At 70.4% G+C, this 12293-nt stretch carries 11 protein-coding genes; 5 read left to right on the top strand and 6 right to left on the bottom strand.

Going from position 1 to position 12293, the window contains the following annotated elements:
* The first annotated feature begins 71 nt into the window (after positions 1-71).
* On the top strand, positions 72-1403 hold the full coding sequence (locus AC2D9U_RS06925; protein ID WP_484747612.1) for a TldD/PmbA family protein: 1332 nt from the start codon (positions 72-74) through the stop codon (positions 1401-1403).
* Complete coding sequence (locus tag AC2D9U_RS06920; protein ID WP_484747610.1) at positions 1400-2416, top strand: hypothetical protein; 1017 nt, start codon at positions 1400-1402, stop codon at positions 2414-2416. The genes AC2D9U_RS06925 and AC2D9U_RS06920 overlap by 4 nt, the downstream gene beginning before the upstream one ends.
* A gap of 123 nt (positions 2417-2539) precedes the next feature.
* On the opposite strand, the gene AC2D9U_RS06915 is transcribed toward AC2D9U_RS06920, so the two are convergent.
* From AC2D9U_RS06915 to AC2D9U_RS06890, 6 genes are read right to left on the bottom strand one after another with little or no spacing between them, the layout of a single operon-like run.
* Complete coding sequence (locus AC2D9U_RS06915; protein WP_484747609.1) at positions 2540-3457, bottom strand: dihydrodipicolinate synthase family protein; 918 nt, start codon at positions 3455-3457, stop codon at positions 2540-2542.
* A 10-nt stretch (positions 3458-3467) separates the two neighbouring features.
* Positions 3468-5195 carry an IlvD/Edd family dehydratase gene (locus tag AC2D9U_RS06910; RefSeq protein WP_484747607.1) on the bottom strand — a complete coding sequence of 576 codons (1728 nt, stop codon included), beginning with the start codon at positions 5193-5195 and terminating at the stop codon, positions 3468-3470.
* A gap of 4 nt (positions 5196-5199) precedes the next feature.
* Positions 5200-6207 (bottom strand): 4-hydroxythreonine-4-phosphate dehydrogenase PdxA, encoded by a 1008-nt coding sequence (locus tag AC2D9U_RS06905; protein WP_484747605.1) that lies wholly within the window; start codon positions 6205-6207, stop codon positions 5200-5202.
* Entirely contained in the window at positions 6204-7715 is a 1512-nt protein-coding gene (locus AC2D9U_RS06900) for a tripartite tricarboxylate transporter permease (RefSeq protein WP_484747604.1), read from the bottom strand. The genes AC2D9U_RS06905 and AC2D9U_RS06900 overlap by 4 nt, the downstream gene beginning before the upstream one ends.
* Entirely contained in the window at positions 7715-8188 is a 474-nt protein-coding gene (locus tag AC2D9U_RS06895) for a tripartite tricarboxylate transporter TctB family protein (RefSeq protein WP_484747603.1), read from the bottom strand. Before AC2D9U_RS06895 ends, AC2D9U_RS06900 begins: the two co-directional genes overlap by 1 nt.
* A 5-nt stretch (positions 8189-8193) precedes the next feature.
* Positions 8194-9231, bottom strand: coding sequence for a tripartite tricarboxylate transporter substrate binding protein (locus tag AC2D9U_RS06890; RefSeq protein WP_484747602.1), 1038 nt, complete (start codon positions 9229-9231; stop codon positions 8194-8196).
* Positions 9232-9374: 143 nt separating this feature from the next.
* Between AC2D9U_RS06890 and AC2D9U_RS06885 the strand changes: the two genes are divergently transcribed.
* From AC2D9U_RS06885 to AC2D9U_RS06875, 3 genes are all read left to right on the top strand, one after another.
* Positions 9375-10088, top strand: coding sequence for a FadR/GntR family transcriptional regulator (locus AC2D9U_RS06885; RefSeq protein WP_484747600.1), 714 nt, complete (start codon positions 9375-9377; stop codon positions 10086-10088).
* A gap of 74 nt (positions 10089-10162) precedes the next feature.
* Complete coding sequence (locus tag AC2D9U_RS06880) at positions 10163-11248, top strand: malate/lactate/ureidoglycolate dehydrogenase (RefSeq protein ID WP_484747599.1); 1086 nt, start codon at positions 10163-10165, stop codon at positions 11246-11248.
* 23 nt (positions 11249-11271) lie between these two features.
* The gene (locus AC2D9U_RS06875; protein WP_484747597.1) at positions 11272-12258 is read left to right on the top strand and encodes a Bug family tripartite tricarboxylate transporter substrate binding protein; all 987 of its coding nucleotides are present in this window, start codon (positions 11272-11274) and stop codon (positions 12256-12258) included.
* Positions 12259-12293 lie beyond the last annotated feature (35 nt).

Genomic DNA, 12293 nt, shown 5'->3' with positions numbered 1-12293 from the left:
CCCTCCGATGGTCGCAGGGCGGAGCGGCCGCAGGCCGCGAGCACCGAAGAGCTGAATCGGAGGGACGACACATGAGCAACCTCGACACGCTCGCCGATCTCGTCGCGGCCGCGAAACGCGCCGGCGCCGACAGCGCGGATGCGCTGCATGTCGAGAACGCCTCGCTCTCCGTCGCCCGCCGGCTCGGCAAGATCGAGCAGTTGGAGCGCGCGGAGGGCATGGATATCGGCCTGCGCGTTTTCGTGGGCAAGCGCCAGGCCATCGTCTCCACCACCGATCCCGACCCGCGCGGATTCACTGCGCTGGCGGAACGGGCGGTCGCGATGGCGCAGGTGGTGCCGGAGGATCCCTTCGGCGGGCTCGGCGATTCCTTCGACGCCCCGCGCGATGTCGCGGGCCTCGACCTTGATGACGGCGTCGAGCCGAGTGCCGAAGAACTGATCGCGCGCGCGGCGGCCGCCGAGGAAGCGGCCCTGGCCGTCGCCGGCATCACCAACAGCGAAGGGGCCGAGGCCGGCTGGGGCCGCGTGCGCATCGCTCTTGTGACCTCCGCGGGATTCGCCGGCGCCTATCAGCGTTCCTCGCATAGCCTTTCCGTCACCGCGCTGGCGGGCAGCGGCACGGCGATGGAGCGCGACTATGACTGGTCCTCGGTCGTGCACCTCGCCGATCTCGATGATCCCGCCACGCTCGGCAAGCGCGCGGCGGAGCGCACGCTCGCACGGCTCAACCCGGTGCGGGCGAAGACCGCGCGCATCCCGGTGATCTTCGACCCGCGCGTTTCCTCCTCCCTGCTCGGGCATCTGAGCAGCGCGATCAATGGCGCGGCGGTGGCCCGCGGCACCTCCTTCCTGCGCGACCGGCTCGGCACGCAGGTGCTGGCCAAGGGGCTGACGGTGCGCGACGACCCGACGCGCCCGCGCGGCCTGCGCTCACGCCCCTTCGATGGCGAGGGCATGGCCGGCCAGCCCCGCGCCATCGTCGAGGATGGCGTGCTCACCACCTGGATCCTGGACTGGCGCAGCGCGCGGCAGCTCGGCATGATCTCCACCGGCCATGCCAGCCGCGGCACGGGCGGCCCGCCGGGGCCGGCCACCACCAATCTCTGGCTCGAGGCCGGCACGCTCTCCCCCGAGGATCTGCGCGCCGACATCAGCGAAGGTCTCTACGTCACCGACCTGATCGGCATGGGCGTGAACGGCGTGACCGGCGACTATTCGCGCGGCGCCGCCGGCTTCATGATCCGCAATGGCAGGCTTGCAGAGCCCGTCAGCGAGATCACCATCGCGGGCAACCTCAAGGACATGTTCCTCAACATGGCCGTGGCGAACGATCTGAAGCTGAAGCGCGGCACGGATGCGCCGAGCATCCGCCTGGAAGGCCTGACCCTCGCCGGCGCATGAGCATCACGCGCGACGAGGTTGAACTCGCCTACCGGCTGCTGCTCGGCCGCCTGCCGGAGAATGAGGCCGCCTACGAGTACGGCCTCTCCGCCGGGTCGGTCGAGACGCTGCGCCGCTGGCTGATGAACAGCCCGGAATTCGCCCGCGCGCTGCAGCGCGAGACGCCGACCACGCTGCGGCGCTGGATGCTGGCGGAACAGCGCCAGCGCAACCGCGTGGAGGCGCCGGCCGAGGCGACGGCGACGGCGGAGGACAGGCCGCCGCGCATCGTCTTCCTGCACATCATGAAGACGGCCGGCACCTCGTTGCGGACACGGCTCGAGGAACTGCTGGCCGGGGAACGCATCTGGCGGCATGAGGAACGCGGCCGCCCCGGCGATGCGACGGTGGAGGAGCTTGCGCCCTATCGCTGCATCATGGGCCATTTCAACTTCGCCGATGCCTGGCACGTGCCCGGCCCGAAGCGCATCTTCACCGTGCTGCGCGAACCCCGCGCGCGCCTGCTCTCGCTCTACCATTTCCTCGCCAGGCACCGGCCGGAGGTGATCGCGGAGAAGAAGCTGCGCGCCGCCGCCATCGCGCGGGAGCATGGCCTGCTCGACTTCCTGCGCCACCCCGATGCGGAGGTGCGCGGCCATGTGCAGAACCACATGACCTGCGTCATCGCCGGCGACTACCGCCCGATCGGCGCCAATCTCTACACCACCCCCTGGGGCGGCCGGTCGGGTGCGATCGGCGGCACGGCGCTGCTGCGCCTGGCGCTGGAGAATCTCCGCCGGATCGATTTCGTGACCTCGGTGGAACGGCTGGAGCATGACCGGCCGCGCCTCATGGCCGCCCTCGGCCTGCCCGATACCGGCCCCATCGCGCGCGAGAACACGCGCGACCTGATCAACGCCGTGGTCGAGCCGCGCCCGGAGACAGAGGTCAGCCCCGAGGCCCAGGCCGAGCTGATGCGCCTGACGGAGCTCGACCGGATGCTCGTGCGGCTCGCCAATATCGACATCCGCTGAGGGCGGACCCTGGAGCACGCTGCATTCTGATGAACGCAGCGTGCTCTAGAAATCATTGAATCTAGAGCAAGAAATGCGTTCAGCGTCGCGGCAGCACCGCGACCCATCTGAACGCATATTGCTCTAACGCCCCCAGCGCAGCACCATCGCATCCAGCCGCTTCGCCTGCTCGACCAGCCCCGCGCGCGTCGCCGGGTGCAGGGCCGCGAGGGGCGCGCGCGGCGCGCCGCAGCGGATCACGCCGCCTTCCTCCATCAGCGCCTTGGCGGCGAGCAGCCCGCATTGGCGGTTCTCGTAATTGATCAGCGGCAGCCAGCGGCAATAGGCCTCCATCGCCGCGGCGCGATTGCCCGCGAACCAGGGATCGGTGATCTGGCGGATGCCGTCGGGAAAGCCGCCGCCGGTCATGGAGCCCGTGGCGCCGGCATCGAGATCGGCCATCAGCGTGATCGCCTCCTCCCCGTCCCAGGGGCCGATGATGGAATCGCCGCCGAGCGCGATCAGCTCGCGCAGCTTGGCCGCGGCCTGCGGCACCTCGATCTTGAAATAGGACAGGTTGGAGATCTCGCGCGCCATGCGCGCCAGGAAGGGCGCGCTGAGATGCGTGCCGGCGACCGGCGCATCCTGCACCATGATCGGGATCGAGATGGCGTCCGAGACTCGGCGGAAGAACTCGAAGATCGCGGCCTCGCCGACGCGGATCGTGGCCCCGTGATAGGGCGGCATGATCATCACCATCGCCGCGCCCAGATCCTGCGCGCGGCGGCTGCGCGCGGCGCAGACATGGGTGGCGAAATGCGTGGTGGTGACGATCACCGGCACGCGCCCGGCGACATGCGCGAGGGCCACTTCCATCACCTGCTCGCGATCCGCATCCGTCAGCACGAACTGCTCGGAGAAATTCGCGAGGATGCACAGGCCTTCGGAGCCTGCATCGATCATGAAGTCGATGGCGCGCTTCTGGCCCTCGAGGTCCAGCCCGCCATCGGCATGGAAGATGGTGGGCACGACGGGGAAGACCCCGCGATAGGGTTGCGGCATGGGCGTGTCCTCAGTGGTTGTCGCGCGCGACCGGCGCGCCGGAACTGCCGGCGAGGAAATCGAGGTCGGCACCCTCATTCGCCTGCGTCACATGGTCCAGATACATCTTCACATAGCCGCGCGTGGCATGCGGCGCGGGTGGCACCCAGCCAGCGCGGCGCGTGGCGAGATCGGCGTCGTCCACATGCAGCGTCAGGCTGCGCGCGGCGACGTCGAGCGTGATCATGTCCCCGTTCTGCACAAGCGCGAGCGGCCCGCCGGCCGCGGCCTCGGGCGCGACATGCAGCACGACGGTGCCATAGGCGGTGCCGGACATGCGCGCATCGCTGATGCGGATCATGTCGCGCACGCCCTGCTTCAGCAGCTTCGCGGGGATCGGCATGTTCCCGACCTCCGCCATGCCCGGATAGCCCTTGGGCCCGCAATTCTTCAGCACCATGATGCACTCCGCATCGATGTCGAGCGCAGGATCATCCTTGCGCGCGTGCAGATCCTCGATGCTCTCGAACACCACGGCGCGACCGGTGTGGCGCATGAGGTGCGGCGAGGCGGCGGAAGGCTTGATCACCGCGCCATCGGGGCAGAGATTGCCGCGCAGCACGGCCATGCCCGCATCGGGCTTGAAGGGCGCGGACCAGGGCGTGATGACCTCCGGCCGCCAGCAGCGCGCCTCCTGCACATTCTCCCAGATCGTGCGGCCATTCGCGGTGGGTGCATCGCGATTCAGCAGCCCGGCCTCGCCCAGCGTGCGCAGCACCACGGGCAGGCCGCCGGCCTCGAAGAAATCCTCCATCAGGAAGCGGCCCGAGGGCATCAGATCGACCAGGCAATGGATGCCGCGGCCCAGCGCATCGAGGTCGTCGAGCGTGAAGGGCACGCCGAGCCTGCGCGCGATCGCCAGCAGATGCACCACGGCATTGGTGGAACCGCCGATCGCGCCCAGCACGCGCACCGCATTCTCGAAGGCCGCGCGCGTCAGGATCCGCGAGATGGTGAGGTCCTCGCGCACCATCTCCACGATGCGCCGCCCGGCCATGCGCGCCAGCAGGTTGCGCCGCGCATCGGCGGCCGGGATGGCGGCGTTGTGCGGCAGGCCAAGCCCCATCGCCTCGACCAGCGAGGCCATGGTGGAGGCCGTGCCCATGGTCATGCACGACCCGGCGGAGCGGTTCATGCCGGCCTCGGCCTCATGGAATTCCGCCAGCGTCACCTCGCCCGCGCGCAGCTGCTCGCTCATCGAGATGATGTTGGTGCCCGAGCCGATGATCTGCCCGCGATAGACACCGCGCAGCTGCGGCCCGCCGGAGACACCGATGGTCGGCAGATCGACGCTCGCCGCCCCCATCACCAAGGCGGGCGTGGTCTTGTCGCAGCCCATCAGCAGCACCGCGCCGTCGAGCGGATGCGCGCGCAGCGCTTCCTCCACATCCATCGCGGCGAGGTTGCGGTAGAGCATCGCGGTGGGGCGCATCGTCACCTCGCCGAGCGAGGAGACGGGGAACTCCAGCGGATAGCCGCCCGCTTCCAGCACGCCCTCGCGCACATGGCGCGCGAGCTCGCGGAAATGCTGGTTGCAGGGCGTCAGCTCGGACCAGGTGTTGCAGATTCCGATGACGGGGCGGCCATCGAACTGGTCCTGCGGCGTGCCGTGGTTCTTCAGGAAGGAGCGGTAGTAGAACCCCATCTTGTCCTGCCGGCCGAACCAGGCCTGGCTGCGCAGCGGCTTCTTCGTGGACATGCGCTCAGCCTTTCGCGCGGCGGCGCGCACCCATGGTGCAGGCCAGGTCGAAGGCCGCCTGCAGCGCGCCGACGCGCGCGATGCCCTTGCCCTGGATGTCGAAGCCCGTGCCATGCGCGCAGGTCGCGATCGGCACCGGCAGGCCGCCGGCCACGGTGATGCCGCGCCAGAAGCCCATCAGCTTCATCGCGATCTGCCCCTGGTCGTGATACATGGTGACGATCGCGTCCACGTCGCGCGTGCCATCGGCCTTGGGCTGCGCGCGCAGGAAGATGGTGTCGGCCGGGAAGGGGCCCTCGCAGGGCAGGCCGCGGCGGCGCGCTTCCTCCAGCGCGGGGCCGATGATCTCGATCTCCTCGCGGCCGAAGGCGCCGTTGTCGCCATTGTGGGGGTTGAGGCCGCAGACCGCGATGCGCGGCCTGTCGATGCCCGCCGCCACCAGCGCGTCGCGGATCAGCGCCACCGCGCCGATCACCTTCTCGGGCGTGATGAGATCCGCGACCTCGCGGATCGCGACATGGCTGGTGACACGGCAGGTCCACAGCCCGTCGAGTACGTTGAACTCGCTATGCGCGCCCTGGTGGCCCAGCACCTCTGCGAACCAGTGCAGCTCGTCCGGGTGGCCCATCCGCGCCATGTGCAGGGAGGATTTGTTGAGTGGGGCGAAGACGATGCCATCCACCGTACCGGCCTGCGCATAGGCGAGGCATTGGCGCAGCGTGGCCATTGCATGGGCCCCGCCGGCGGCGCTGGATTGCCCGCGCGGAATCGGCGCCTCGCGGCGCAGTTCATGCAGCACGATGCGCCCGGGCGTGAGCGCCGTGGGGTCGTTCGCGCGCGTGATCGGCAGTTCCACGCCGGCGATGCGCATGCCTTCCGCCAGCTCGTCGGGGTCCGCCACCAGCAGCAGCGCCGCCTTGTTGCGATTGGCTTCCTCGGCCAGCAGCCGGGCCATGATCTCGGGCCCGATTCCGGCAGGATCGCCGAGCACGAGGGCAAGGCGTGGCGTCATTCGACTGGTCTCCGCGTGAAGGATGCGCCGCCGCGCAGCAGCATGGCCAGCAGCGGCCAGGCAAGCAGCAGCAGCGCGAGGGTGGTGATGGAGCCGACCAGCGCATTCGACCAGAAGATGGTCAAATCGCCACGGCTGATCAGCATGGATTGGCGGAAGGCATCCTCCGCCTTGTCGCCGAGCACCATGGCCAGCACCATGGGCGCGATCGGGTAGTCGAGCTTCTTCATCAGGTAGCCGAGCACGCCGAAGCCGAGCGCGAGCAGCACGTCGAACCCGCTGCCCGAGATCATCCAGGCGCCGGTGACGCAGATCGCCATGATCATCGGCGCGAGCAGCCCGAAGGGCACGCGCATGACCGAGGCGAAGATCGGCACGGTGGCGAGCACCAGCACCACGGCCACGAGATTCGCCACATACATGCTGGCGATCAGGCCCCAGACGAAATCGGGACGGTCCTGGAACAACATCGGCCCCGGCTGCAGGCCCCAGATCATCAACCCGCCCAGCATCACCGCCGCGGTGGCCGAGCCCGGCACGCCGAGGGCGAGCATCGGCAGCAGGGCGGAGACACCGGCGGCGTGGTCCGAGGTCTCGGGGCTGACCACGCCCTCCGGCTCGCCTTTGCCGAAATTGTCGCGGCGGCGGGAGAAGCGGCGCGCGACGCCATAGGACATGAAGGAGGCCGCGGTCGGCCCGCCCGGCGTCAGCCCCATCCAGATGCCGATCGCCGCCGAGCGCAGCAGCGCCACCCAGTAGCGCGGCATCTCGAGCAGCGTGCGCAACACGGCAATGAGGCGCACGCGCGCGGGAATGCCCTCCACCTTCTCGGTCTCATCCGCCGTGGCCAGCAATTCGCCGATGCCGAACAGGCCGATCACCGCGACAAGGAAGGAGATGCCGCGCACCAGCTGGTCCTGGCCGAAGGTCAGGCGCATCTCGCCCGAGACCGTGTCCATGCCGATCGTCGCCAGCGACAGGCCCACCAGCAGCGAGACGGCGGTCTTCAGCGGGTTCGATCCGCCCATGCCGATGAAGGCGCAGAAGGCCAGCAGATAGACCGCGAAGTATTCCGCCGGGCTGAAGCGCAGCGCGAATTCCGCGATGTCGTCGGCGACGATGGTGATGGTGATGACGCCCACCAGCGCGCCGAAGCCCGAGGAGAGGAAGGCGAGCGAAAGCGCCTCCGCCGCGCGCCCCTGCTTCGCCATCGGATGCCCGTCGAAGGTGGTGGCGACGGAAGAGGGCTCGCCGGGGATGTTGAACAGGATGGAGGTGGTGGAGCCGCCCAGCAGCGCGCCCCAATACATCGAGCTCAGCAGGATGATGGCGCTGACCGGCGGCATGAAGAAGGTGAGCGGCATCAGGAGCGCCACGCCGTTCGGCGCGCCGAGCCCCGGCAGCACGCCGACCAGGATGCCGATCAGCACGCCCACCACCATCAGCCCGACATGGTAGCCGGTCAGTGCGACCTCGAATCCATGCAGCAGCGCGTCGAGGCCGCTCATCAGTAGATGCCCAGCGCTTCCTCGAGCGGCCCCTTGGCGAGCGGCACGCCGAGCCAGGTCTCGAACAGCAGGAAGAAGGCAGCCGGCATGCCGAAGGCGAGCAGCAGCGCCACCGCCCAGCGCGCCTTCGCCTGGCGGCGGGCCATCCAGAGCAGATAGGCGAACATGGTGACATAGGCGCCGAGCGGGGCGATCGACACGGCGAAGACGGCCGTGGGCACGCCCAGCGCGGCCACGCGCTTCAGCGCGCCGGGCTCGGCGAAGCGCCCCGGCGCGGCGGCGATGATCTCACGCAGCAGCAACAGCGCGGCGACCGCCATCAGCAACAGGCCGATGCGCATCGGGAAATAGCCCGCGCCCGGCCCGGTCGGGCCCCAGCCGACATCGTGCTGCAGCGCGCCGAACACCACGATCCCGCCGAAGGACGCGGCGGCGAGCGCCATGCCCAGCTCCGCCGCCTGGCGTCCCCTCATGAAGGTCAGCCCTGCTCGACCAGCCAGCCATAGTCGCGGAAATGCGCGCGGTTCGTCGCCTCATCCTGCGCGATGAAGGCGGCGAGCTCGGCGCCGGTCTGCCAGAGGTCGCCCTGGCTGCCGCCCTCGAGCCAGGCCTTCCACTCCGGCGTCTCGCGCACGCGGGCGAGCAGCTGCGTCCAGAAGGCGGCCTGCGCATCGGTGGTGCGCGCGGGCAGCCAGACGGTGCGCGGCATGCGGTAATCGGCCGGGCCGATGCCGGCCTCGGTCGCGGTCGGGATGTCGGACCAGCCGACGCCGTCATGCACCTTCTCGGTCAGCGTCAGGCGCTGCGGGTTGAAGACGCAGAGCGGGCGCACGCGCCCGGCACGCCACTGGCCGATATTCTCCGCCGGGTTGTTGGTGTTGGCCTCCACATGCCGCCCGGCGAGCTGGACCGCCACCTCGCCGCCCGAGCGGAAGGGGACGTAGGTGAAGGTCACGCCGGTGGCGCGCTCGATCAGCTTGGTGAGGATGTGGTCGGTGTCGCGCGCCTGGCTGCCGCCCATGCGGAACTCGCCATTGCGCGCGCGCGCGGCCTCGATCAGATCCTTCGCCGTGCGGAACGGGGCATCCGTGTAGGTCCAGAGGATGAACTCGTCGGCGGCCATGGAGGCGACGGGGCGCAGGTCGGACAGCCCGTAGCCGACGCGCGTGACCAGCGGCATCAGCCAGACATTGTTGGTGCCGAAGATGACCTTGTGCGGGTCGCCCGCCGCGCCACGGCCATAGACGAAGGCCTCGGTGCCGGCGCCGCCGCCCTTGTTGGCGACGATGACCGGCGTGCGCAGCAGGTTGTACTTCTGGATGATCGACTGGACGATGCGCGCGAACTGGTCCGTGCCGCCACCGGGGCCGGCGGCGACGATGAATTCCACCGGGCGCGCGGGCTGCCAGGCCTGGGCGAGGGCGGGGCTCGCGAGCAGCGCGGCGCCGGTGCCGAGCAGCAGGCTGCGGCGCGATGCGGCGAAGGCGGGTGTGCGGGACGCAACTGTGTCTGTCACGGCGTTTTCCTTCCCTACGGTTCACGGGCCGGGTCTGTCGACGGCCTCATGCCGGCAGGCTGGACGAAGCCCCGGCCACTTGTCAACCGGTCCGGCCACCGGACCAGTAGACCAGCGCCGCGCGATCGCGTTAGGCTCGCCCCATGCAAGACAGCTTCGCCCTCCTGCAGACCGCGCTCTCCAAGCGCACCATGCGCGAGCAGATCACCGATCGCCTCGCCGGCATGATCGTCTCCGGCCTGCTGCGCGCCGGCGATGCGATGCCGGGGGAGCGTGAGCTTGCCAGCCAGCTCGATGTCAGCCGCGAGACGGTGCGCGGCGCCATCCAGGCCCTGGCCGCGCGCGGGCTGATCGAGGTCGCGCAGGGTGCGCGATCCCGCGTGCTGCCCGCTGCGCGCTGGATCGCCCGGCCCGCGCCGGCCGTGCGCTACACGACCGAGGAGGTGCATGCCGCGCGGCTCGCCCTGGAAGTCGCCGCCGCGCGCGGGGCGGCCGCCAATGCCGATGACGCCATCCGCGCCCGGCTGCGCCGCCTGGTCGAGGAACAGGGCCGCGCGCTGGACGACGTGCCGACCTTCCACATCTGCGGCAATGAGTTCCACGCCGCGCTGCAGGAAGCGAGCGGCAACCGGCTGATCGCCGCGCTGCTGGCCGAGGTCTCGGGCCAATCCTCCGAACTGAGCCTGCGCGCGCTGGAGGCGCCGGGCGCGATGCGCAGATCCTGGCTCGACCACAAGCGCATCGCCGCGGCCATCGAGGCCCGCGATCCGGAAGCCGCCGCCGCGGAGATGCGCCGGCACCTGGATCGCATCGGCAAGGCCGCGAAGCGCACCGGCGAAGGCCGCGCCGCCGCCTGAGCGAAAGCCCCGGCCCTGGCCTGGACGCCCCGCGCAACTCGGGGCAAGTTTCCCGCAGGTAGAGGAAACCATCCATGGCAAGCAGCCAGGTTCTTGTCGAAGCCACCACGCTCGAGACGCTGGTGGCGCGCATCTTCATCGGCGCCGGCTGCGATGAGGCCGAATCCTGGCGCATCTCCACCCATCTGCTCGGCGCCAACCTCGCCGGGCATGACAGCCACGGCGTGGCGCGCGTGCCGCGCTATGTGGAGTGGCTGCAGGCCGGCTATGTGCTGCGCGACCAGACCGCCGAGATCGTCACCGATGGCGGCTGCTTCGCGCTGCTGGATGGGCATTTCGGCTTCGGCCAGACGGTCGCGCCCCAGGCCGTGGCACTCGGTATCGCGCGCGCGCAGAAGCATGGCATTGCCGTGGTCGGGCTGCGCAATGCGGGGCATATCGGCCGCGTGGGCGACTATGCCGAGACGGCGATCCGCGCGGGGCTGATCTCGATCCATTTCGTCAACGTCGCGGGCTCGGTGCTGGTCGCGCCCTTCGGCGGGACGGAGCGGCGCTTCTCCACCGCGCCCTTCTCCGTCGGCGTGCCGCTGCCCGGCCGCCCGCTGGTGCTGGATTTCGCGACCTCGCTGGTGGCGGAAGGCAAGGTGCTGGTGGCGTCGAATGGCGGCAAGCCGCTGCCGGGCGATGCGCTGATCGAGCCCGATGGAAGGCTCTCGGGCGATCCGCACACGCTCTACGGCCCCTATGACCAGATCGGTCCGCGCAACCCCGCGCTCGGCGCGGGCGCGATCCGCGCCTTCGGCGAGCACAAGGGCAGCGGCCTCGCCTTCATGTGCGAGATGCTGGCCGGTGCCTTGACCGGCGGCGGCACTTCGGGCCCCACGGGCGAGCGCGGGCGCATCGCGAATGGCATGTTCTCGATCTATGTCTCGCCCGCGCATTTCGGCACCCAGGCCGAGTTCGAGGCGACGGGCCGTGCCTATATCGATTGGGTGATGGCCTGCACGCCGGCCGATCCGGCGCATCCGGTGCTGGCGCCGGGCGACAAGGAAGCCGCGATGCGCGCCGATCGGCTCGCCAACGGCGTGCCGCTGCAACCCGACACCTGGGAGAGCATCCTGCAGGTGGCGCGCAAGCTGGGTGTTTCGATTCCAAACTGAAAAGACGCCATCGGGAGACGGCCATGTTCCGACGCACGTTTCTGGGCCTCACGCTGGCGGCGGGGCTCGCCGCGCCGGCCCTGGCCTTCCCGGACCGCACCATCACCCTCGCCGTGGGCTTCGCCCCGGGGGGCTCGACCGACGTCACCTCCCGCCTGCTGGCCGATCGGCTGGGCCCGGCGCTGGGTGCCAATGGGCGCGTGGTGGTGGAGAACCGCCCCGGCGCGGCGGGGATGATCGCCAGCGACTGGCTGCGCCGCCAGGCGCCGGACGGGCACACGCTGATGCTCGTCGAGGCATCCTCCCACGCCCTCGCGCCGAACGCCGTGGCGGGGGGCACGCGCTATGATCCGGTGGCGGATTTCGCGCATGTCGCGGTGGTCGGCACGGGGCCGATGATCGTCGTCGCGCAGCCGAATTTCCCCGCCCGCACGCCAGCCGAGATGATCGCGCGGCTGCGCGCGGCGCAGCCCGACACGCAGCCCTTCGCCTCTTCCGGCGTCGCCTCCATGCCGCATCTCTCGGCCGAGATGTTCGCCGCCGTGATGGGCCTGCCGGGCCGCTTCCCGCATGTGCCCTATCGCTCCGGCGGGCTGATGGTGGAGAGCATCGCGCGCGGCGAGACGCAGTGGGGCGTGGCCGTGCTGGCTTCCGCCGCCGGGCAGGCGCGCGACGGGCGCGTGCGGCCGGTGGCGGTGACGGGGCTGGAGCGATTCCCCTCCTTCCCCGATGTGCCGACGCTGAACGAAAGCGCGCTGCCGGGCTTCGATCTCGAGAACTGGTTCGCGGTGATCGGCCCGCGCGGCATGCCTGAGGCCGTGGTCGCGCAGCTCAACGCCGCGATCCGCGCCGCCATCGCCGAGCCGCAGCTGCGCGAGCGCCTGCTGGTGGCCGGCGTCGCGCCCTGGACGCGCCCCAACGCGCCCACCGACGCCACCGCCTTCTTCCGCGCGGAGCTCGCGAAGTTCCGCCAGGTGGTGGAGCGGACGGGCGTGAAGCTGGAGCCCTGATGTCGCGTCCGATGACAGGAGGGCCGCATGGCCCG

It is taken from the genome of Roseomonas sp. TF40, assembly GCF_057219975.1.
Note: the sequence above shows the minus strand (reverse complement) of the source record. Positions and strands in the feature narration are given on the sequence as shown.